Here is a 20727-nt window from a genome sequence, read left to right as displayed (position 1 = left end):
CGTCCCCGCGCCCCTCACGGGGCGCTTCAGCCCAGGTCGACCTGCGGGTAGAGCGGGAAGCCGGCCACGAGGTCGGTCGCCCGGTGGGAGATCTCGTCGGCGATCTTCGGGTCGAGGACGTGGGCCGCCTTGGAGGGGGCGCCGGACTTGGTGGTGCCGGGCTCGGTGGTGGTCAGGACGCGGTCGATGAGGCCGGCGACCTCGTCCATCTCGGCGGTGCCGAGGCCGCGGGTGGTCAGGGCGGGGGTGCCGATCCGGATGCCGGACGTGTACCAGGCGCCGTTCGGGTCGGCCGGGATGGCGTTGCGGTTGGTGACGATGCCGGAGTCCAGCAGGGCCGCCTCGGCCTGGCGGCCGGTGAGACCGTAGGAGCCGGCGACGTCGATCAGGTTCAGGTGGTTGTCGGAGCCGCCGGTGACCAGGGTGGCGCCGCGGCGCATCAGCCCCTCGGCGAGGGCGCGGGAGTTGGCGACGATGCGCTGGGCGTAGTCCTGGAAGGCGGGCTGCCGGGCCTCGGCGAGGGCGACGGCCTTGGCCGCCATGACGTGCGGGAGCGGGCCGCCGAGCACCATCGGGCAGCCGCGGTCGACCTGGTCCTTGAGGGAGTCGTCGCACAGGACCATGCCGCCGCGCGGGCCGCGCAGCGACTTGTGGGTGGTCGTGGTGACGATCTGGGCGTGCGGGACCGGGTCGAAGTCGCCGGTGAGGACCTTGCCCGCGACGAGGCCCGCGAAGTGGGCCATGTCGACCATGAGGGTCGCGCCGACCTCGTCGGCGATCTCGCGCATGATCCGGAAGTTCACCAGGCGGGGGTACGCCGAGTAGCCGGCGACGATGATCAGCGGCTTGAACTCGCGGGCCTGGGCGCGCAGGGCCTCGTAGTCGATCAGGCCGGTGGCGGGGTCGGTGCCGTAGGAGCGCTGGTCGAACATCTTGCCGGAGATGTTCGGGCGGAAGCCGTGGGTGAGGTGGCCGCCGGCGTCCAGGGACATGCCGAGCATGCGCTGGTTGCCGAAGGCCTGACGCAGCTCGGCCCAGTCGGCCTCGGAGAGCTCGTTGACCTGGCGGGCGCCGGTCTTCTCCAGGAAGGGGACCTCGACGCGGTCGGCGAGGACGGCCCAGAAGGCGACGAGGTTGGCGTCGATGCCGGAGTGCGGCTGGACGTAGGCGTGGCGGGCGCCGAAGAGTTCGCGGGCGTGCTCGGCGGCGAGGGACTCCACGGTGTCGACGTTGCGGCAGCCGGCGTAGAAGCGGCGGCCGACGGTGCCCTCGGCGTACTTGTCGCTGAACCAGTTGCCCATCGCGAGGAGGGTGGCCGGGGAGGCGTAGTTCTCGGAGGCGATGAGCTTGAGCATCTCGCGCTGGTCGGTCACCTCCTGGCCGATGGCGTCGGCGACGCGCGGCTCGACGGCGCGGATGACGTCGAGGGCGGCACGGAAGGCGGTGGACTCCGTGGAAAGGGGGGCGGAATTCTCAGGCATCGGGGACCTCCGGACGTGGCGTTCGGCGTACTCGGTTCGGCCCAGGCGCACGGCACTCTTTCCCGCTCGGGCCGCTCCCTGATGGTCCGTCCCATCCCTGCGCGCCAGTCACGGCCCGCTCGTCAGCCTACCGGGCGCGCCGGACGCGGCAGATCCCGCGTCCACCATGCGAGCGAGAGTAGGAAGGAGGTCACCGTCGAGTCCGCTTCGCTTCCGGGAGAGGCCGTGCCCACTGCTGAGGACCTCATCGCCGCCGCCGACGCGCACTGCGCGCCGACCTATCGTCCGCTGCCCGTGGTCGTGGCCACGGCCGAGGGGGCGTGGATGACGGATGTGGAGGGGCGCCGCTATCTGGATCTGCTGGCCGGGTATTCGGCGCTGAACTTCGGGCACGGCAACCGGCGCCTGGTGGCGGCGGCGCGGGCCCAGCTGGAGCGGGTGACGCTGACGTCCCGGGCGTTCCATCACGACCGGTTCGCCGCGTTCTGCACGGAGCTGGCCGAGCTGTGCGGCATGGAGATGGTGCTGCCGGTCAACACCGGGGTGGAGGCGGTGGAGAGCGCGGTGAAGACGGCCCGGAAGTGGGGGTACCGGGTGAAGCGGGTGCCGGCGGAGATGGCGAAGATCGTGGTCGCGGGCGGCAACTTCCACGGGCGTACGACGACCGTGATCAGCTTCTCGACGGATCCGGAGGCGCGGGCGGACTTCGGGCCGTACACGCCGGGGTTCGAGATCGTGCCGTACGGGGATCTGACGGCGATGCGGGCGGCTCTGACGGAGAACACGGTGGCGGTGCTGCTGGAGCCGGTCCAGGGCGAGAACGGGGTGATCGTGCCGCCGGCCGGCTATCTCCCGGCCGTCCGGGAACTGACCCGGGAGCGGAACGTGCTGTTCGTGGCCGACGAGATCCAGTCGGGGCTCGGGCGGACGGGACGGACCTTCGCGTGCGAGCACGAGGGGGTGGTGCCGGACGTGTACGTGCTGGGGAAGGCGCTGGGCGGCGGGATCGTGCCGGTGTCGGCGGTGGTGTCGAGCGCGGAGGTGCTCGGGGTGTTCCGGCCGGGTGAGCACGGGTCGACGTTCGGCGGGAATCCGCTGGCCTGCGCGGTGGCGCTGGAGGTGATCGCGATGCTGCGGACGGGTGAGTTCCAGGAGCGGGCGGCGCGGCTCGGTGAGCGGATGCACCGTGCGCTGGAGGCGCTGCTCGGCACGGGCGCGGTGACGGCGGTGCGCGGGCGCGGGCTGTGGGCGGGGGTGGACGTGGCCCGCGGGGTCGGTACGGGCAGGGAGGTGTCGGAGCGGCTGATGGACCGGGGGGTGCTGGTGAAGGACACCCATGGCCACACCGTCCGGGTCGCTCCCCCGCTGGTGATCGGTGAGGAGGACCTGGACTGGGGGCTGGAGCAGCTGCGGGCGGTGCTGACGCACGCCTGACCGCCCCGGCGGGTGAGCCGCTCACCGCAGGGGGATGCCGGTGCCGTGTTCGTCGGTGGGGCGCGGGCCGAAGATGCGACGGTCGGCCGGGGTGATGGGGACGTCGTTGATGCTCGCCTCGCGGCGTCGCATCAGACCGTGCTCGTCGAACTCCCACAGTTCGTTGCCGTAGGAGCGCCACCACTGGCCGTCGCGGTCGTGGCACTCGTACTGGAAGCGGACGGCGATGCGGCTGCCGTGGAAGTCCCAGAGGCTCTTGCGCAGCGCGTAGTCCTGCTCGCGCTGCCACTTCTCGGTCAGGAAGGCGACGATCTCCTCGCGGCCCCGCAGGAAGCGGTCGCGGTTGCGCCAGGTGGAGTCCGGGGTGTAGGCGAGGGCCACGCGGTGGGGATCGCGGGTGTTCCAGGCGTCCTCGGCCGCCTGGACCTTCTGGCGGGCGGTCTCCTCGGTGAACGGCGGGTAGGGCGGGCGGTCTTCGGGCACTGCGGCCTCCTCAGGTCGAGAACGAGCGTTCTCCAGCACTGGCGCTAAGGTAGAGAACGATCGTTCTCATCGTCAAGGAGGCCCGGATGCCGGCCCCGGTCACCGAGGAACAGAACCGCCTGGACCGCGAGGCGCTGCTGGACGCTGCGGAGGCGCTGTTCTACGCGCGCGGCATCCAGGCCGTCGGGATGGACCAGGTGCGCGCGGCGTCCGGGCTGCCGCTGAAGCGGATCTACCGCTTCTTCGCGACGAAGGAGGACCTCGTGGTCGCCGTGCTCGAACGGCGCGACCGGCGCTGGCGGGCGAGCCTCGCCGCCCGGGTGGACCCCATACCGGACCCTCGCGAGCGGGTGCTCGCGGTCTTCGACTGGCTCGCCGAGTGGTTCGCGGAGCCCGGCTTCCGCGGCTGTGCCTGGATCAACGCCCACGGTGAGCTCGGCTCCGCGTCCGAGCCGGTCCTGGCCGAGGTCCGGTCCCACAAGCAGGCGTTCCGCGACCAGCTCACGGCATGGGTGCGGGCCACCGGGGTGCCGGTGGCCGAGTCGGTGTTCCTGCTCGCCGAGGGCGCCGTCGTCACCGCCGGCATCACCGGTGACCCGGCTCCCGCCCGGCAGGCACGCGCGGCCGTCGCGACGCTTCTCGACGACCGGCCCCGCCGCCGGGACGGCGGTGACACCCCAGGGGTCAGAGGATCACGTGGGGCAGGAAACGGGCGTACTCGTCGGTGATCAGGCCCGAGGACTCGCGGATGCCGAGACCGGCGGCCTCGTCCCGCACCACCCAGGCGCCGAGGACGACGTGGTTGCCGTCGAAGGCGGGCAGCGGGGCGAGCTGCTGGTAGCAGCAGGGCTCGTCACGAAGCCCGGCGGGCGCTCCCGGCCGGTGGACGGTGACCCCCTCGCCCTCGCGGCCCAGCAGGGGCTTGGCGACGTAGCCCGGGCCGCAGGCCAGTTCACGTGGGCCGTCGAGGTAGGCGGGGAGCAGGTGGGGGTGGCCGGGGTACAGCTCCCAGAGGACCGCCAGCAGGGCCTTGTTGCTGAGCAGCATCTTCCAGGCGGGCTCGATCCACAGGGTGCTGCCGGTGCCGCCGCCGTTGTCCAGGGTGTCCAGGACATGGCCGCCGAAGGCGTCGGTGGTGAGCCACTCCCAGGGGTACAGCTTGAAGATGGCGCGGATGAAGCCGAGCCGGTTGTCGACGAAGCGGCCGGAGAGGGTGTCCCAGCCGATCTCCTCCATGGAGAGCCAGTCGGTGTCCAGCCCGGCCTGCTCGGCGGTCTCCTTCAGATAGGCGACCGTCATCAGGTCCTCGCCGAGTTCGTCGGCCGAGGAGTGCGCGAAGTGCAGCGGGCCGCCCGGAGGGAGCAGCGCGGCCTGGGCCCGCCAGGCGTCGACCAGGCGTTCGTGCAGGGAGTTCCACTGGTCGGCGCCGGGGAAGCGGTCCTCCATCCAGAACCACTGCGGGGACGCGGCCTCCACCAGCGAGGTCGGGGTGTCGGCGTTGTACTCCAGCAGCTTGGCCGGGCCGGTGCCGTCGTAGCGGAGGTCGAAACGGCCGTAGACGGAGGGGAGTTCGGCGCGCCGGTGCCAGGCCTCGGTGACCGCGGCGGCCACCCGCGGGTCGGTGATGCCGAGGTCGGCGAGGCGGTCCTCGGCGACGAGGTGCCCGGCGGCGGCGAGGCACATGCGGTGCAGTTCCCCGACGGTCTCCTCCAGCGCCTCGACCTCGTCCAGGGAGAAGACGTAGTAGGCGCTCTCGTCCCAGTAGGGGCGCAGGGACCCGTCGGGGTGGCGGGTGAGCGGGTGGACGAGCCCCTGCTCCTCGACGGTGCGCTGCCAGCCGGGGCGGGGGGTGACGGTGCGGCGTTCCATGCGGGGTGTCCGGCGGGTTCCGTCAGCCGCCGGAGCTGCCGTGGCCGCCGCCGAAGCCGCCGCGGTGGACCCCGCCACTGCCGCCGGAGGAGCCGCCGGATCCCTTGCGGGGCTTGGTGAAGGACCCGCCGTCCACCCAGGAGCCCTTCTTCTTGCCGCCGTAGTACCAGGTGCCGTCGACGGAGGCCTTGGCGGACTTGCAGTTCTTGTCGGAGACGACCTTGTAGCCCTTGGCGTAGGTGTAGCTGTCGCGGTCGACGCAGCGCTTGTCCGGGTCGGAGGAGCAGGCGGTGAGGGCGGCGGCCAGCAGACCCATGCCGCCGAGGACGACCGTGCCGGAGCGGAGTTGCCGGCGTGCCTGTGCCATCGTGGTGTCTCCCCCGTCGGATGTGGCGTTCGGCGGTCAGCCTAGAGATCGGTGTGAGTACCCCCGCAAGTGGGTCCGCGAACTCCCGTTCCCCTAGAGTCGCTTTCGTGTTGTTTGGAATGGTGTGCGCCCTGGGGGCGGCGGTCTGCTTCGGCACCGCGACGGTGTTGCAGGCGATGGCCGCGCGGGCGGCCGGTACGGGCGGTGGGGGCGAGGCGGCACTGCTGCTGCGGGCGCTCAGGCAGTGGCGGTATCTGGCCGGACTGGCGTTGGACGGGCTCGGTTTCCTGTTCCAGATCGCGGCGCTGCGGTCGCTGCCGATCTACGCGGTGAGCGCCGCGCTGGCGTCGAGCCTCGCGGTGACCGCGGTGGTGGCGGCACGCCTGCTGCGGGTGCGGCTGAGCGGCACCGAGTGGTCCGCGGTGGCGGTGGTGTGCGCCGGGCTCGCGATGCTGGGACTGGCGTCCGGGCCGGAGGGCGAACAGGACGGCTCGGACGCGTTGCGGTGGGTGATGCTGGCCGTGGCGGCCGTGATCCTGCTGCTCGCCCTCGCGGGCGGGCGGCTGTCGGGACCGGCCCGGGCGCTGGTGCTGGGGCTGGGGGCCGGCTTCGGTTTCGGGGTGGTGGAGGTGTCGGTCCGGCTGATCGACAGCCTGGCGCCGGCGGACCTGCTCACCAACCCGGCGGCCTATGCGCTGCTGATCGGTGGCGGCGCCGCGTTCATGCTGCTCACCTCGGCCCTTCAGCGGGGTTCGGTGACGACGGCCACCGCCGGGATGGTGATCGGCGAGACGATCGGGCCGGCGGCGGTGGGCGTGGTCTGGCTCGGGGACCGCACGCGCGAGGGGCTGGCCTGGCTGGCGGTGCTGGGGTTCGCGGTGGCCGTGGCGGGGGCGCTGGCACTCGCCCGCTTCGGGGAGGCACCGGCGACGGGCGAGGCACCGGCGACGGAGGGGTGAGGCCCGGGGCGGCCCGCGTCCCGCCGCCGCCCCCGCACGGCGGCCCCCTGGGCTACGGCAGTACCCGGCACAGCGCCTCCAGCGCTCCCGACCACGCGCTGTCCGGTGGGGTGCCGTAGCCCACCACCAGGGCGTCCAGCGGGGCGGTGACGGCCTGTGGGTGGCGGTGGAAGGACAGGCCGTGCAGGGCCAGCCCCTGCCAGGCCGCCGCCTGGATCACCGACTGTTCCGTGCCCGGCGGCAGCCGCAGCACCGCGTGCAGCCCGGCCGCGATCCCCGTCACCCGTACCTCGGGCGCCCGGTCGGCCACGGCCGCGGCGAGGGCGTCGCGGCGGCGCCGGTAGCGCAGGCGGCAGGAGCGGACGTGCCGGTCGTACGCGCCGGAGGTGAGGAACTCGGCGAGGGTGAGCTGCTCCAGCACGCCCACGGTGTCGCTGCGGCCCTTGGCTGAGGCCGCCTCCCGCGCCAGCTCCGGCGGCAGCACCATCCAGCCGAGGCGCAGTCCGGGCGCGAGGGACTTGCTGGCGGTGCCGAGGTAGATCACCCGGTCGGGGTCGAGGCCCTGGAGGGCGCCGACGGGCTGGCGGTCGTAGCGGAACTCCCCGTCGTAGTCGTCCTCCAGGACCAGCCCGCCGGTGCGCCGCGCCCAGTCCACGACGGCGGCCCGCCGGTCGGGATGCAGAGCGGTGCCCATGGGGAACTGGTGCGCCGGGGTCAGCAGAACCGCCCCGGCGCCGCCGAACTCACGCGTGTCCGTGCCCAGTTCGTCGTACGGGAGGGCGGGGGTGGCGAGTCCGGCCTGCTGGAGCAGCTCCCAGTACACGTCGAGGCCGTACGACTCGACCGCCACCGTCCCCACCCCACGGGCCCGCAGCACCGTGCCGAGCACGCGCAGGCCGTGCGTGAACCCGGCGGTGATCACGATCGTGTCCGGGTCGGTGCGGACGCCCCGGGCGCGGGCGAGGTAGCCGGCGAGGGCGGTGCGCAGCTCCGGACGGCCGCGCGGGTCGCCGTAGCCGAGGGCGTCGTACGGGGCGGTGGTCAGGGCACGGCGGGCGGCCCGCAGCCACTCGGTGCGCGGGAAGGCGGCGAGGTCGGGGGCGCCGGGGACGAGGCTGTGGGCGGGACGGGCGGGTTCCCGGTGGCGGGGTGCCGTGCCCCGGCCGGAGGGCTGGCTCACCGCCCGCTCCGCCACGCGCGTCCCCGAGCCCTGCCGTGCGGTGAGCCAGCCCTCCGCGACCAGGTCGGCGTAGGCCTCGGCGACGGTGTTGCGGGCGATGCCGAGGTCGGCGGCGAGCGAGCGGGAGGAGGGCAGCCGGGTGCCGGGCGCCAGGCGGCCGGTGCGGACGGCGTCGCGCAGGGCGTCGGTCAGGCCCCGGCGCAGTCCGCCGGAGGCGGCCGGTTCGAGGTGCAGGTCGACGCCCAGAGTGGCCCAGGATCTCGCCATGGAAATGGACCATACTCCTGGGCTGCCTCACTCCTAGGGTCGAGGGCATGAGCACTGCACCAGAACCCGTCGAGTACGCCACCGAGCAGGCCCCGCGACTGAGCTGGGCCCAGCACGCCCCCGAGGTCTACAAGGCGATGATCCGGCTGGACACCGCCGCCAGGCAGGGGCTCGACCCCACGCTGTACGAACTGGTCAAGATCCGCGCCTCGCAGCTCAACCACTGCGCCTTCTGCCTGGACATGCACACCAAGGACGCGCTCGCCGCCGGTGAGAGCGTGGAGCGGATCGTGCAGCTCAGCGCGTGGGAGGAGTCGCGGCACTTCTACACGGAGAAGGAGCTGGCGGCGATCGGGCTGACCGAGGCGATCACCGTGCTGACGGACGGTTTCGTGCCGGACGAGGTCTACGACCACGCGGCCAAGCACTTCGAGGAGGCCGAGCTGGCGCAGCTGATCGCCGCGATCACGGTGATCAACGCCTGGAACCGGTTCGGGGTGACCACCCGGATGACGCCGGGCCACTACCAGCCGGGGCAGCACAAGTGAGCCGTACGCGGGAACTGGACCCGCGGGTCTCCCGGGCGATGTCGGCGCTCAGCGCGGCGGCGAAGAAGGGGCTCGGCGATCCGGCCCTGGCCGAGCTGGTGATGATCCGCACCTCGCAGATCAACCACTGCGCCTTCTGCCTCGACATGCACCTCCGGCTGGCCCGGGAGAGCGGGGTGCCGGAGGACAGCCTCCAGCTGCTGAGCGCCTGGGAGGAGGCCGAGGACCTCTACAGCGAGCGGGAACGGGCGGCGCTGGCGCTCACCGAGGCGGTCACGGTCCTCACGGAGGGCTTCGTACCGGACGAGGTGTACGAGCGCGCCGCCAAGCACTTCGACGAGGCCGGGCTCGCCCACCTCATCGCCCTGATCACCGTCATCAACGGCTGGAACCGGCTGATGGTCGCCCGTCGTGTCCCTCCGGGGGGTTTCCAGCCGTGAGCGAACTTCGGAGGTCACCGACCGTGAGCAAGGTGGACGAGTTCCGCGCGCTGCATCTGCGGCGCGCCCAGGGCGACCCGCTGATCCTCCCGGGCCCGTGGGACGCGGCCAGCGCCCGGGCGCTCGCCGAGGCCGGGTTCCCGGCGCTGGCCACGCCGAGCGCGGGTGTGGCCGCCTCCCTCGGGTACGCGGACGGGGCCACCCCGGCCGGTGAGATGTTCGCGGCGGTCGCCCGGATCACGCGCGCGGTGGACGTGCCGGTGTCGGCGGACGTCGAGGGCGGCTACGGACTCGCGCCGAAGGAGCTGGTGGAGCGGCTGCTGGAGGCGGGTGCCGTCGGCTGCAACGTCGAGGACTCGGGGGACGGGGGCGTGCTCAAAGACCCGCACGAGCACGCCGAGTACCTCGCCGAGATCCGCTCGGCCGCCGCCGGCCTGCTGTTCCTCAATGCCCGGGTCGACACCTTCGTCCACGGCGACGGCGATCCGGAACGGGCCATCGAGCGGGCGGCGTTGTACGTCGCGGCGGGAGCCGACTGCATCTATCCGATCCTCGCAGCGACGGGCTTGCTGCCACTGCTCCGGGCCGGGATCGAGGGCCCGCTGAACGCGCTGGCCCGGCTGGACGGGGACGGCCCCTCGCCCGCCGCTCTCGGCGGACTCGGGGCCACCCGCGTCACGTTCGGGCCGGGACTCCAGCGCCGGGCGACCTCCGCGGTGCGGGAGGCCTCGAAGGCACTGATGTCCTAGAGGTGTTCAGGACAGCCACTTCTTCCACACGTCCGGGTGGCTGTCCACCCACTTCTTCGCCGCGTCCTGGGGCGACAGCTTCTGGTCGGCGATCATCAGGGAGACCTCGTTCTGGTCCTCGGTCGTCCACGTGAACTTCTTCAGGAAGGCCGCCGCCTTGCCGCCGGACTTCGCGAAGTCGGCGTTGAGGTACTTCTGCAGCGGGGTGTGCGGGTAGGCGCAGGTGATCTTCGCCGCGTCCGCGTCGCAGCCCTCCTTGTACGGCGGCAGCTTCACCTCCGTCATCGGCACCTTCTTGAACAGCCACTGGGGCGAGTACCAATAGGTCAGGAAGGGCTTCTTCTCCTTGGCGAACTGCTTCATCTGGGTGATCTGCGCCGCCTCGGAACCGGCGAAGACGACCTGGTAGTTCAGCTTCAGGTTCTTCACCAGGGCCTTGTCGTTGGTGACGTAGGACGGGGAGCCGTCCATCAGCTGGCCCTTGCCGCCGCTCTCCGCGGTGCGGAACAGCGAGGCGTACTTGTTCAGGTTGCGCCAGTCCGTGATGTCCGGGTGCTGCTTGACGAGGTACGTCGGCACGAACCAGCCGATGTGCCCGGTCACCCCGAGGTCGCCGGCGTGCGCGATCGTCTTCTTGTCCTCGACGTACCGCTTCTCCTGGTCCGGGTGGCCCCAGTCCTCCAGGAGCGCGTCGACCCGGCCCTGGCTGAGCGCGTCCCACGCGGGCACCTCGTCGACCTGGACGGTGTCGACGCGGTAGCCGAGCTTGTGCTCCAGCAGGTACTGGGCGACGGCCACGTTGGACTGTGCGCCCACCCAGGACTGCACGGACAGGGTGACGGTCTTCGAGCCCTGCGCGTTGGCGAACGGCGAGGCCTGTTTGGTCATGTCGGCGGCGCCGCAGCCGGTGAGCAGCGTCAGCGAGCCCGCCGCGGCGACGGCGGCCGTGGTCATGGCTGTCGTACGGAATCGCATGTCAGGCTCCCTTCTTCGCACGGCGCTCGGTCGGCTGGGTCACCCGGTCCAGCATCAGGCCCAGGCAGACGATGGCGGCACCGGCGACGAGGCCGGTCGCCAGGTCGCCCTGGGCGAGACCGAAGGCGACGTTGTAGCCGAGGGCGCCACCGCCGACCAGGCCGCCGATGATGACGACGGCGAGGACCAGGACGACGCCCTGGTTGACGGCGAGCAGCAGGGACCGCTTGGCGAGCGGGAGCTGCACCTGCCACAGCTGCTGGCGGCCGGTCGCGCCGAGCGAACGCGCCGACTCCAGGGCGGCCGCGTCGACCTGGCGCAGGCCCTGCGCGGTGATCCGGACGACGGCCGGGAGGGCGTAGACGACGGCGGCGGCGATGGCGGGGGCGCGGCCCACGCCGAACAGGGCGACGACCGGGATCAGGTACACGAACTGCGGCATCGTCTGGAAGACGTCCAGGACGGGACGCAGGGCGCGTTCGACGCGGTCGCTGCGGGCGGCGGCGATACCGATGGCGAAGCCGAGGACGAGGGTGACGGCGACGGCGGCCAGCACCTGCGAGAGGGTGTCCAGCGACGGCTCCCAGACGCCCAGCACACCGATGGCGGCCATGGCGAGGACGGCGGTCAGCGCGGTGCGCCAGGTGCCGATCAGCCAGGCCAGGGCGGCGATGATCAGCAGCACCGACCACCAGGGCAGCCACTGCAGGCCGCTGCGGACCGGATCCAGGATCCAGGTGGTGAAGTGGCCCGCCCAGTCGGCGGTGCCGCCGACGACCGGGACGCCGGAGTACAGGTGGGCGGTCATCCAGTCGACGGCGCGGTTGACCGGTTCGGCGATGTTCAGGGTCCAGCCGGCCGGCCAGTCGAGGCCGCCGAGGAGGCGGGTGGCCAGGGCGACCGCCACGGTGACGGCGAGGGCGTACGGCCAGCCGATCGTCCGGGGGCGGTCGCTCGCCGGGGTGCCCGATCCGGCGGCTCCGGTGACGCGGTCCAGGACGATCGCGAGCAGCACGATCGGGATGCCGGCCGCGAGGGCCTGGCCGACGTCGACCGAGGCGAGGGCCTGGTAGACGCGGTCGCCGAGGCCGCCGGCGCCGATCACGGACGCGATGACCGCCATGGACAGCGCCATCATGATCGTCTGGTTGAGGCCGAGCAGGAGTTCCTTGCGGGCCAGCGGGATACGGGCGGTGAGCAGCCGCTGGCGGCGGGTCGCGCCGAGCGACTCCACGGCCTCCAGGACTTCGGGGTCGGCGCCGCGCAGGCCGAGCGCGGTGAGGCGGGCCATCGGCGGGGCGGCGTAGACGACGGTGGCGAGGACGGCCGCGGGGACGCCGATGCCGAAGACCAGGACGACGGGGAGGAGGTACGCGAAGGCCGGGAGCACCTGCATGGTGTCCAGCACCGGGCGCAGGGCACGGTCGAGGCGGTCGGAGAGGCCGGCGCCGAGGCCGAGGACCGCGCCGACGGCCACGGAGGCGAGGACCGCCACGACCATGAGCGCGAGGGTCTGCATGGTGGGGACCCACATGCCGAGGGCGCCGCAGGCCAGGAAGGCGATCGCCGTGCCTGCGGCCAGGCGGACTCCGGCGACGCGCCAGGCGACGAGGGCGCCGAACGCGGTGACGCCGGCCCAGCCCGCGGCGAGGAGGGTGAGGTAGACGGCGCGGACGGAGAGGACGACGGCGTTGCTGACGTAGCCGAAGAAGTAGAGGAACACCGGGTGGCTGTCCCGGTTGTCGATGACCCAGTTGCTGGCCGTGGTGAGGGGCTTGTCGAGGTGGACGGTCAGCTCGTGCGGCCAGGACCCGCTGCCCCAGCGGCCGTTCAGGAACGGCAGCAGGACGGCGGTGAAGAGGGCGAGCAGGAGGAGCTTGCCCGCGGCCCGGCTTCTGAGGACGCGGGGTTTGCCGGTACCGGAGGTCGGGAGGCTGAGCGTTGCCATCAGACGGCCTCCGGGGTGGTACTGGCCTGCGCGGGGATCGCCTGTGCGCGCGGGGCCCGGGTGTCCACGCCGGCCACCACGTCCAGCAGCTGCTCGTGGCCGACGACGCCCAGGCACTTGCCGTCGTCCATGACCCGGGCCGGTTCGCCCGCCCGGGCCACGGCCTCGATCGCCTCGGCGACCGTGGCCTGCGGCCGGACCGCGGGGCCGCCCGCCGCCTCGCCGGCGGACGCCGGACGCATCGCCGTACGGCAGGTCATCACCTGTTCGCGGGGGACGTCGCGGACGAACTCGCGGACGTAGTCGTCGGCCGGGGAGCCCACGATCTCCTCCGGGGTGCCCAGCTGGACGACCTTGCCGTCGCGCATCAGGGCGATGCGGTCGCCGAGCTTCAGGGCCTCGGACAGGTCGTGGGTGATGAAGACCATCGTGCGGCCCTCCTCGCGGTGCAGGCGGGCCACCTCCTCCTGCATGTCGCGCCGGATGAGCGGGTCCAGGGCGCTGAAGGGCTCGTCGAAGAGCAGGACCTCGGGGTCCACCGCGAGGGCCCGGGCCAGGCCCACGCGCTGGCGCTGGCCGCCGGACAGCTGGCCCGGGCGGCGCTTCTCCAGTCCTTCCAGGCCGACCTTGGCGACGACCTCGGCGGCCCGCTCGCGGCGCTCGGCCTTGCCGACGCCCTGGATCTCCAGGCCGTAGGCCACGTTGTCGAGGACCGTGCGGTGCGGGAGCAGGCCGAAGTGCTGGAAGACCATCGCGGCGCGGTGCCGGCGCAGTTCGCGCAGGCGGCCCTTGTCCATCGCGCGGACGTCCTCGCCGTCGATGGCGATGGTGCCGGCGGTGGGTTCGATGAGGCGGGTCAGGCAGCGCACCAGGGTGGACTTGCCGGAGCCGGAGAGGCCCATGACGACGAAGACCTCACCCTTGCGGACGTCGAAGGAGACGTCACGGACGGCGGCCGTGCAGCCGGTGCGGGAGCGGAGTTCGGCGGGGTCGAGCGCGGTCAGCTCCGGGTCGGCCGGGATGCGCTCGGCCTTCGGGCCGAACACCTTCCACAGGCCGGATACCGAGAAGACCGGTGCGTCGGCGGTGGGGGGCTTGCGTGTGGGCACGGTGAGAGTCATCGGGCGTCACTTCCGATCAGGTCGACGGCCTTCTCCCCGACCATGAGCACCCCGATCATCGGGTTCACGGCGGTCATGGTCGGGAAGACGGACGCGTCGGCGATACGAATTCCTTCGAGGCCGCGGATCTTCAACTCGGGATCCACCACGGCGAGTTCGTCGTCGGCGGCGCCCATCTTGCAGGTGCCGGCGGGGTGGTACACGGTGTGCGCTACCTTGCGGGCGTACTCGCTCAGCTCGGCGTCCCCGGTGATCTCCGGGCCGGGGCAGACCTCGCGCTTGAGCCAGCCCGCGAGGGGCTCGGCCTTGGCGATCTCACGGGCGATGCGGATGCCGTCGACCAGGGTCCGGCCGTCGTAGTCGTCCTCGTCGGTGAAGTAGCGGAAGTCCAGGGCGGGCTTGACGGACGGGTCCGCGCTGGTCAGGTAGAGGCGGCCGCGGGACTTCGGCTTGGGGATGTTCGGGGTCATCGACACGCCGTACCGCGGGCGCTCGTAGCCGAGGCGCTCGGGGTTGTCGGTGAAGGGGATCTGGTAGAAGTGGAACATCAGGTCCGGGCCCGCGTGGCCGGGGTCGCGGCGCACGAAGAGGCCCGCGTCGGAGTCCATCGCGGAGTTCTCCGGGATCGGCCCGTTCGTCTCCCAGACGATCACCGACTCGGGGTGGTCGAGCAGGTTCTCGCCGACGCCCGGCAGGTCGACGACGACCGGGATGCCGAGCGCTTCGAGGTCCGCGCGGGGGCCGATGCCCGAGTGCAGCAGCAGCCGCGGGGAGTCGACGGCTCCGGCGCACAGGACGACCTCGTTGCGGGCGCGGATCAGCAGTTCCTCGCCGTCCTTGGTGCGCACGTGGACGCCGTCGGCGTGGGTGCCGTCCAGCTCCAGCCGATGCGCCCAGGTCTCCAGCAGGACGGTGAGGTTGGGGCGCTCGTCCATGACCGGGTGCAGGTAGGCCACGGAGGCGGAGGAGCGCTTGTTGTTCTCCGGGTGGTAGGCGAGGTCGAAGAAGCCGACGCCCTCGGTGAACGGCTTGCGGTTGAAGCCCTCGACCCGGGGTACTCCGAGCGCCGACTGGGCGGCGTCGACGAAGTCGCGGGCGATGGCGTTCCGGTCCTTCTCGTCGACGGAGACGATGTTGTTCTTCAGGCGGGCGAAGTAGGCCTCCATGGGGACGGCGCCCCAGCCCTTGGCGCCGGCCTCCTCCCACTCGTCCCAGTCGGAGGGCAGAGGCTTGAAGGAGATGAGGGTGTTGTGGGAGGAGCAGCCGCCGAGGACGCGGGCGCGGCTGTGCCGGATGTGGGAGTTGCCGCGGGGCTGCTCCACCGTGGGGTAGTCGTAGTCGAGGTCGCCGCCGAGCAGGCCCATCCAACGGCGCAGGGTGAGGACGTCGTCGCGGCCGACGTCGCTCGGGCCGCCCTCGATGACGGCGACGGTGACGTCGGGGTTCTCGGTGAGGCGGGAGGCGATGACGGAGCCGGCCGTGCCGCCGCCGATGACGACGTAGTCGTAGACGTGAGGGGTGTGGGACATGGGGGTACTACTCCAGGGGGTGTTTCCGGGCGGGACGGGCGGTGCTCAGCCGGCGAACCAGCGCACCGGCTTCGGCGCGAGGTTCTGGTAGACGTGCTTGGACTCGCGGTACTCGGCGAGGCCCGCGGGGCCCAGCTCGCGGCCGGTGCCGCTCTTGCCGAAGCCGCCCCACTCCGCCTGCGGCAGGTAGGGGTGGAAGTCGTTGATCCAGACGGTGCCGTGGCGCAGCCGGGCGGCGACGCGCCGGGCCCGGCCCGGGTCGGCGGTCCAGACGGCGCCGGCGAGGCCGTACTCGGTGTCGTTGGCGAGGAGGACGGCCTCGTCCTCGGTGCGGAAGGTCTCGACGGTGAGGACGGGGCCGAAGACCTCCTCGCGGACGACCTTCATCTCGCGGTGGCAGGCGTCGAGGACGGTCGGCTCGTAGAAGTAGCCGCTCTCCGGGCGGACTTCGCCGGCCGCCGGGCGCTTGCCGCCGCAGCGCAGCACCGCGCCCTCCGCCAGCGCGGAGGCCACGTACGCCTCGACCTTGGCGCGCTGCTGCTCGGAGACGAGCGGGCCGCACTCGACGCCGGCCTCGGTGCCGCGCCCGAGGCGGATCCGGCCCGCGCGGCGGGCGAGTTCGGCGACGAAGCGCTCGCGGACGGACTCCTCGACGATGAGCCGGGAGCCGGCCGAGCAGACCTGGCCGCTGTGGATGAAGGCCGCGTTGAGGGCCTGGTCGACGGCGGTGTCGAAGGCCTCCTCGGTGGCGCAGGCGTCCGCGAAGACCACGTTGGGGTTCTTGCCGCCGAGTTCGAGGGCGACCTTCTTCACGGTGGGGGCGGCGGCCTGGGCGACCTTGGTGCCGCTGACCAGGCCGCCGGTGAAGGAGACCAGGTCGACGTCGGGGTGCTCGGCGAGCCGGGCGCCGACGGTGTGGCCGGGGCCGGTGACGATGTTGGCCACGCCGGCGGGCAGGCCGGCCTCCGCCAGCAGTCCGATCAGCGCGACGGTGGTCAGCGGGGTGATCTCGCTGGGCTTGATCACGAAGGTGTTGCCGGCGGCGAGCGCCGGTGCGACCTTCCAACTGGCCTGGAGCAGCGGGTAGTTCCAGGGGGTGATCAGCGCACAGACGCCGACCGGCTCGTGTACGACGACGCTGTGGATGTCGGGTGAGCCCGCGTCCACGACCCGGCCGGGGGCCTCGGCGGCCACGAGGTCGGCGAAGTAGCGGAAGGCGTCGGCGACACAGTCGATGTCGATGCGGCCCTCCTCCACGGTCTTGCCCGCGTCCCGGCTCTCCAGCAGGCCGAGCTCCTCGCGGTCACGTACGAGGAGGCCGGCGACGCGGCGCAGCAGAGCGGCGCGTTCGGCGACCGGGGTGTGCGGCCAGGGGCCGTGGTCGAACGCCTGCCGGGCGGCGGCGATCGCGCGCTCCGCGTCCTTCTCGTCACCCTCGGCGACCACGGCGAACGGCCGGGCGTCCGCGGGGTCCAGGATCTCGCGGGTCGCGCCGGAGATCGCCGCCAGCCACTCGCCCCCCGCGTGGATGGTCGCCTGGGCCTGTCGTTCCGTTCTGTCCGCCATGATCGGTGTTGCCTTCCGTTCCTGTTCCGTGCCCCTGTGTCACAGGCGTGACCGGCTCGGGGACCGTGGCCGCCTGCCCCGGGCCGTCGCCTCGCATGCGCAATTCATGGCCGAACGTGCGCGGCGTCACTGAAAACAGGGTTCGAAACGGACGAAAGCGGGCTACATCTGGATCATTAGCTCCCTCACGCAGTCGCGCAGCCACGCATGGGCGGGGTCGGCGTCATGGCGCGGGTGCCAGGCGAAGCCCACCTCGACCGCGGGGAGGGCGAGGGGGATCTCGAAGGTGGCCAGACCGAGGGCGTGGGCCATCGGGCGGCCGTGGGAGGTGATCAGCCCGATCAGGTCGGTCTCGCGCAGCACGAACAACGAGGCGGGGTAGGTGCCGACACTGCCCACCACCCGCCGGGCCAGGCCGAGCGCACCGAGCGCGTCGTCGATCGGACCGCGCTGCCGGCCGCGCCGGGAGACGCTCAGGTGGCCCGCCTCACCGGCGAACCGCTCGGCGGTCAACTCCCCCTGGAGCAGCGGGTGTCCGGTCCGCACGACGCCCATCATGCGCTCCTCGTAGACCGTCTCGACATGCACCTCGGGCGCGACCGTGTCGATCACCCCGACCTCCAGGTCCGCGGTGCCCTGGCGCAGGTACGGGGCGTCCACATGGCTCTCGGACAGGAAGCGCAGGCGGATGCCGGGGGCCTCGCGGGCGGCGCGGGCGAACAGGGCCGCACCGTGGGTGGCGGCGGTGGCGTCGTGGCCGATGATCGTGAAGGTGCGGGACACCGTGCGCAGGTCGGCGTCCCGGCCCGGCGCGAACAGGGCCCGGGCCCGCTCCACCACCGCGCTCACCTCCGCGCGCACGGCCAGCGCGTGCGGGGTGGGCACCATCCGGCGTCCGGCCCGCACCAGCACGGGGTCGCCGATCGCCTTGCGGATCCGGCCGAGCGTGCGGCTCATCGCCGGCTCGGACAGATGCAGCCGCTGGGCGGCGCCCTGGACGCTCTGCTCCTCCAGCAGGACGTCCAGCGCGACCAGCAGATTCAGATCGAGCCCTGCGGATTGCGTCATGTGCAGGTATTCCTTGCAAAGGTTGCACTGGAAAGCAGGTCACTCGCGAGCCTACGGTGAGAGCGCGCCGCTGCGCATCCCACCCACCACCCACTCAGCTCCCCGGGAGGAGCCGTGCCCGCGCACGCCCTGAAACGACCCGCCCTGCTCGCGCTGTGCGCCTGCGTTCTCGTCGCGCAGAGCATGGTGGCCGCCATCAACCTCCTCATCCCGCAGCTGGCGTCCTCGTCGCTGCACCCCTCGCACACCGAGGTCCTGTGGACGGTCGACGCCTACGTCATCGTCTTCGCGGGCCTGCTCATCCCGGCCGGCGCGCTCGGTGACCGCTACGGCCGCAAGGGCGCCCTGCTCACCGGGCTCGCGCTGTTCGCGGCGGGCGCCGCCACCAGCGCGCTCGCCTCCGCCCCGGCCGCCCTGATCGCCGGCCGGGGCCTGTCCGGGGCCGGGGCCGCGCTGATCACCCCCGCCACCCTGTCGATCCTGATGCAGCTGTCCGCGCCGGAGCACCGGGCCCGCTCGATGGGTGCCTGGACGCTGTCGCTCGGTCTGGGCGGCGCGGCGGGCAACCTGGGCGGCGGGCTGGCCGGCCAGTTCCTCAGCTGGCGGGCGCTGTTCGCGGTCATGGTCCCGCTCGCGGCCGTCCTCGCCGTGGCCGCCGCGGTCACCGTCCCGCGCACCGAACGCTCCGCCCGCAGCAACCCCGACCCGCTCGGCACCCTGCTGCTCACCGCCGGCCTGGTCGCGGTCCTGTTCGGCATCATCGAGGGCCCGTCCTACGGCTGGACCTCCGCCCGCATCCTCGGCGCCTTCACGGCGGGCGCGCTGCTGATCGCCGCCTTCACCGGGCACGGCCTGCGCTCGTCCACGCCGCTGTTCGATCCGCGGGTCTTCGCCTCGGCGCGCCTGCGGGCGGCCTCGCTGGGCACGGCCACCGGATTCTTCGGCCTGTTCTCGCTCTTCTTCGTCAACTCGCAGTACCTGCAGGACGTGAAGGGCTTCGGCGCCGCCCTCACCGGGCTCGCGATCATGCCGCTGGCGATCGGAATGGCCCTCGCGCAGAAGCTGAGCACCCGCTGGGCCGGCCACCCCCGCGCGGTCATCGGCGCCGGTCTCGCCCTGATCGGCCTCGGCCTGCTGGGCGCCTCCACGGCCGACGCGGGCACCCCCTACGCGCTGTTCGTCTGCTGGCTGCTGCTCATCTCGGCCGGCGCCGGACTGTCGATGCCGGCACTGACCCTCGGCGTGGTCACCTCGCTCCCCGCCCACCAGGCGGGCCTCGGCTCGGGCCTCGGCACGACCGCCCGGGAGACCGGCGCGGCCCTGGGCGTCGCGGTCACGGGTACGGTCCTGTCCGCCCACCCCGATCTGATCCACGGGATGGGCCCGGCGCTGCGGACGGTGGGAGTGGTGGTGCTGGTGGCCACGGCGCTGGTGGTGGCGGGGTACGGCTCGACCGCCCGAAGGGTGCCGCGCTGCGCGGCGGACGGCACTGCGGCCTCCTGAGGCGCGGGGCCGCATCGATGTGCGGCTCCCCCGCGCGGGCGCGACAGGGCCACGACGGACCCGCGCACGGCGGACGCCCGGCACCCCCGCGAAGGGATGCCGGGCGTCCGGCGTGTCAACGCAATGCTCAGATGAGGCCCAGCGAGCGAACCGCCTCGCGCTCCTCGGCCAGCTCCTGCACGGACGCGTCGATGCGAGCGCGCGAGAACTCGTTGATGTCCAGGCCCTGGACGATCTCGTACTTGCCGTCCTTGGTGGTGACGGGGAACGAGGAGATCAGGCCCTCCGGGACGCCGTAGGAGCCGTCCGACGGGATACCCATGGAGGTCCAGTTGCCCTCGGCCGTGCCGTTGACCCAGGTGTACACGTGGTCGATCGCGGCGTTGGCGGCGGAGGCGGCCGACGAGGCACCGCGGGCCTCGATGATCGCGGCACCGCGCTTGGCGACGGTCGGGATGAAGTCCTCGGCCAGCCACTTCTCGTCGTTCACGACCTCGGCGGCGTTCTTGCCGGCGACCGTGGCGTGGAAGATGTCCGGGTACTGGGTGGCGGAGTGGTTGCCCCAGATGGTCAGACGCTTGATGTCGGCGACCGTGGAGCCCGTCTTCTTCGCCAGCTGGGTCAGCGCGCGGTTGTGGTCCAGGCGGGTCATCGCGGTGAAGCGCTCGGCGGGGACGTCCGGCGCGGCGGCCTGCGCGATGAGCGCGTTGGTGTTGGCCGGGTTGCCGACGACGAGGACCTTGATGTCGTCCGCGGCGTGGTCGTTGATGGCCTTGCCCTGCGGCTTGAAGATGCCGCCGTTGGCCTCCAGCAGGTCACCGCGCTCCATGCCCTTGGTGCGCGGACGGGCGCCCACCAGCAGCGCCACGTTGGCGCCGTCGAAGGCCACGTTCGGGTCGTCCGTGATGTCGATGCCCTGCAGCAGCGGGAAGGCGCAGTCGTCCAGCTCCATGGCCGTGCCCTCGGCGGCCTTCAGGGCCGGGGTGATCTCGAGGAGGCGCAGGCGGACCGGAACGTCCGCGCCGAGCAGCTGGCCGGAGGCGATGCGGAAGAGCAGGGCGTAACCGATCTGGCCGGCCGCGCCGGTGACGGTGACGTTCACGGGAGTGCGGGTCATGGCGTTCTCCGTATGACAGCTGGCGGTGGGGCGTCCCTGCCCCGGGCGAATGATCGATCTCTCGGCGTCAAGAGATCGATCAGCGGTCAGGCTATCGCGCATCCGGCATGCCGGGCGTCCGGG

Annotated in this window: 19 protein-coding genes; 7 read left to right on the top strand and 12 right to left on the bottom strand. The window is 72.7% G+C overall.

Features of this window, described 5'->3' with window-relative positions:
- Positions 1-26: 26 nt before the first annotated feature.
- The gene (locus AB0N17_RS31140) at positions 27-1481 is read right to left on the bottom strand and encodes a glycine hydroxymethyltransferase (protein ID WP_366014906.1); all 1455 of its coding nucleotides are present in this window, start codon (positions 1479-1481) and stop codon (positions 27-29) included.
- A 225-nt stretch (positions 1482-1706) separates the two neighbouring features.
- Between AB0N17_RS31140 and rocD the strand changes: the two genes are divergently transcribed.
- On the top strand, positions 1707-2915 hold the full coding sequence (rocD, locus tag AB0N17_RS31135) for an ornithine--oxo-acid transaminase (RefSeq protein WP_366014905.1): 1209 nt from the start codon (positions 1707-1709) through the stop codon (positions 2913-2915).
- Between the two features lie 21 nt (positions 2916-2936).
- Here the strand turns inward: rocD and AB0N17_RS31130 are convergent, their stop codons facing one another.
- Positions 2937-3398 carry a nuclear transport factor 2 family protein gene (locus AB0N17_RS31130; RefSeq protein WP_366014903.1) on the bottom strand — a complete coding sequence of 154 codons (462 nt, stop codon included), beginning with the start codon at positions 3396-3398 and terminating at the stop codon, positions 2937-2939.
- A gap of 86 nt (positions 3399-3484) precedes the next feature.
- Between AB0N17_RS31130 and AB0N17_RS31125 the strand changes: the two genes are divergently transcribed.
- Entirely contained in the window at positions 3485-4126 is a 642-nt protein-coding gene (locus AB0N17_RS31125; RefSeq protein WP_366014902.1) for a TetR/AcrR family transcriptional regulator, read from the top strand.
- On the opposite strand, the gene AB0N17_RS31120 is transcribed toward AB0N17_RS31125, so the two are convergent.
- Positions 4083-5267 (bottom strand): glutathionylspermidine synthase family protein, encoded by a 1185-nt coding sequence (locus AB0N17_RS31120; protein ID WP_366014901.1) that lies wholly within the window; start codon positions 5265-5267, stop codon positions 4083-4085. The genes AB0N17_RS31125 and AB0N17_RS31120 overlap by 44 nt on opposite strands.
- 22 nt (positions 5268-5289) lie before the next feature.
- A complete protein-coding gene (locus tag AB0N17_RS31115) occupies positions 5290-5634 on the bottom strand; it encodes a hypothetical protein (protein ID WP_366014900.1) in 345 nt (114 codons plus the stop codon).
- Positions 5635-5753: 119 nt separating this feature from the next.
- Between AB0N17_RS31115 and AB0N17_RS31110 the strand changes: the two genes are divergently transcribed.
- Positions 5754-6593 (top strand): DMT family transporter, encoded by an 840-nt coding sequence (locus AB0N17_RS31110; protein ID WP_366014942.1) that lies wholly within the window; start codon positions 5754-5756, stop codon positions 6591-6593.
- 52 nt (positions 6594-6645) lie between these two features.
- On the opposite strand, the gene AB0N17_RS31105 is transcribed toward AB0N17_RS31110, so the two are convergent.
- Positions 6646-8040, bottom strand: coding sequence for a PLP-dependent aminotransferase family protein (locus AB0N17_RS31105; protein WP_366014899.1), 1395 nt, complete (start codon positions 8038-8040; stop codon positions 6646-6648).
- A 47-nt stretch (positions 8041-8087) separates the two neighbouring features.
- Here AB0N17_RS31105 and AB0N17_RS31100 point away from each other — a divergent pair, with 47 nt between their 5' ends.
- Genes AB0N17_RS31100 through AB0N17_RS31090 form a run of 3 tightly spaced genes read left to right on the top strand, consistent with a single transcriptional unit; the run spans position 8088 to position 9777 of the window.
- On the top strand, positions 8088-8588 hold the full coding sequence (locus tag AB0N17_RS31100; RefSeq protein WP_366014898.1) for a carboxymuconolactone decarboxylase family protein: 501 nt from the start codon (positions 8088-8090) through the stop codon (positions 8586-8588).
- Complete coding sequence (locus AB0N17_RS31095; protein WP_366014897.1) at positions 8585-9028, top strand: carboxymuconolactone decarboxylase family protein; 444 nt, start codon at positions 8585-8587, stop codon at positions 9026-9028. The genes AB0N17_RS31100 and AB0N17_RS31095 overlap by 4 nt, the downstream gene beginning before the upstream one ends.
- Before the next feature lie 23 nt (positions 9029-9051).
- Positions 9052-9777, top strand: a complete 726-nt coding sequence (locus AB0N17_RS31090; protein WP_366014895.1) for an isocitrate lyase/phosphoenolpyruvate mutase family protein — start codon at positions 9052-9054, stop codon at positions 9775-9777.
- A gap of 6 nt (positions 9778-9783) precedes the next feature.
- On the opposite strand, the gene AB0N17_RS31085 is transcribed toward AB0N17_RS31090, so the two are convergent.
- The 6 genes from AB0N17_RS31085 to AB0N17_RS31060 all read right to left on the bottom strand — a co-directional run bounded on the left by AB0N17_RS31085 (position 9784) and on the right by AB0N17_RS31060 (position 17984).
- Complete coding sequence (locus AB0N17_RS31085; RefSeq protein WP_366014894.1) at positions 9784-10752, bottom strand: ABC transporter substrate-binding protein; 969 nt, start codon at positions 10750-10752, stop codon at positions 9784-9786.
- Position 10753: 1 nt separating this feature from the next.
- The gene (locus tag AB0N17_RS31080; protein WP_366014893.1) at positions 10754-12700 is read right to left on the bottom strand and encodes an ABC transporter permease subunit; all 1947 of its coding nucleotides are present in this window, start codon (positions 12698-12700) and stop codon (positions 10754-10756) included.
- On the bottom strand, positions 12700-13821 hold the full coding sequence (locus AB0N17_RS31075) for a glycine betaine/L-proline ABC transporter ATP-binding protein (RefSeq protein ID WP_366014892.1): 1122 nt from the start codon (positions 13819-13821) through the stop codon (positions 12700-12702). Before AB0N17_RS31075 ends, AB0N17_RS31080 begins: the two co-directional genes overlap by 1 nt.
- The gene (locus AB0N17_RS31070; RefSeq protein WP_366014891.1) at positions 13818-15350 is read right to left on the bottom strand and encodes a GMC oxidoreductase; all 1533 of its coding nucleotides are present in this window, start codon (positions 15348-15350) and stop codon (positions 13818-13820) included. Before AB0N17_RS31070 ends, AB0N17_RS31075 begins: the two co-directional genes overlap by 4 nt.
- 45 nt (positions 15351-15395) lie before the next feature.
- Positions 15396-16916 carry an aldehyde dehydrogenase family protein gene (locus tag AB0N17_RS31065; RefSeq protein ID WP_366014890.1) on the bottom strand — a complete coding sequence of 507 codons (1521 nt, stop codon included), beginning with the start codon at positions 16914-16916 and terminating at the stop codon, positions 15396-15398.
- A gap of 162 nt (positions 16917-17078) precedes the next feature.
- A complete protein-coding gene (locus AB0N17_RS31060) occupies positions 17079-17984 on the bottom strand; it encodes a LysR family transcriptional regulator (protein ID WP_366014889.1) in 906 nt (301 codons plus the stop codon).
- Positions 17985-18098: 114 nt separating this feature from the next.
- Between AB0N17_RS31060 and AB0N17_RS31055 the strand changes: the two genes are divergently transcribed.
- A complete protein-coding gene (locus AB0N17_RS31055; RefSeq protein ID WP_366014888.1) occupies positions 18099-19487 on the top strand; it encodes an MFS transporter in 1389 nt (462 codons plus the stop codon).
- Between the two features lie 127 nt (positions 19488-19614).
- Here the strand turns inward: AB0N17_RS31055 and AB0N17_RS31050 are convergent, their stop codons facing one another.
- Positions 19615-20604, bottom strand: coding sequence for a malate dehydrogenase (locus AB0N17_RS31050; RefSeq protein WP_366014887.1), 990 nt, complete (start codon positions 20602-20604; stop codon positions 19615-19617).
- Between the last annotated feature and the right edge of the window lie 123 nt (positions 20605-20727).

The sequence above is a fragment of the Streptomyces sp. NPDC051133 genome, assembly GCF_040682635.1.
Classification (GTDB): Bacteria; Actinomycetota; Actinomycetes; order Streptomycetales; family Streptomycetaceae; genus Streptomyces.
Note: the sequence above shows the minus strand (reverse complement) of the source record. Positions and strands in the feature narration are given on the sequence as shown.

What these genes read in the sequence shown, in the direction of transcription:
- AB0N17_RS31140 (WP_366014906.1), bottom strand. Translation starts at nt 1,481, where the DNA reads ATGCCTGAGAATTCCGCCCCCCTTTCCACGGAGTCCACCGCCTTCCGT.
- AB0N17_RS31125 (WP_366014902.1), top strand. Translation starts at nt 3,485, where the DNA reads ATGCCGGCCCCGGTCACCGAGGAACAGAACCGCCTGGACCGCGAGGCG.
- AB0N17_RS31120 (WP_366014901.1), bottom strand. Translation starts at nt 5,267, where the DNA reads ATGGAACGCCGCACCGTCACCCCCCGCCCCGGCTGGCAGCGCACCGTC.
- AB0N17_RS31115 (WP_366014900.1), bottom strand. Translation starts at nt 5,634, where the DNA reads ATGGCACAGGCACGCCGGCAACTCCGCTCCGGCACGGTCGTCCTCGGC.
- AB0N17_RS31110 (WP_366014942.1), top strand. Translation starts at nt 5,754, where the DNA reads ATGGTGTGCGCCCTGGGGGCGGCGGTCTGCTTCGGCACCGCGACGGTG.
- AB0N17_RS31105 (WP_366014899.1), bottom strand. Translation starts at nt 8,040, where the DNA reads ATGGCGAGATCCTGGGCCACTCTGGGCGTCGACCTGCACCTCGAACCG.
- AB0N17_RS31100 (WP_366014898.1), top strand. Translation starts at nt 8,088, where the DNA reads ATGAGCACTGCACCAGAACCCGTCGAGTACGCCACCGAGCAGGCCCCG.
- AB0N17_RS31085 (WP_366014894.1), bottom strand. Translation starts at nt 10,752, where the DNA reads ATGCGATTCCGTACGACAGCCATGACCACGGCCGCCGTCGCCGCGGCG.
- AB0N17_RS31080 (WP_366014893.1), bottom strand. Translation starts at nt 12,700, where the DNA reads ATGGCAACGCTCAGCCTCCCGACCTCCGGTACCGGCAAACCCCGCGTC.
- AB0N17_RS31075 (WP_366014892.1), bottom strand. Translation starts at nt 13,821, where the DNA reads ATGACTCTCACCGTGCCCACACGCAAGCCCCCCACCGCCGACGCACCG.
- AB0N17_RS31070 (WP_366014891.1), bottom strand. Translation starts at nt 15,350, where the DNA reads ATGTCCCACACCCCTCACGTCTACGACTACGTCGTCATCGGCGGCGGC.
- AB0N17_RS31065 (WP_366014890.1), bottom strand. Translation starts at nt 16,916, where the DNA reads ATGGCGGACAGAACGGAACGACAGGCCCAGGCGACCATCCACGCGGGG.
- AB0N17_RS31060 (WP_366014889.1), bottom strand. Translation starts at nt 17,984, where the DNA reads ATGACGCAATCCGCAGGGCTCGATCTGAATCTGCTGGTCGCGCTGGAC.
- AB0N17_RS31050 (WP_366014887.1), bottom strand. Translation starts at nt 20,604, where the DNA reads ATGACCCGCACTCCCGTGAACGTCACCGTCACCGGCGCGGCCGGCCAG.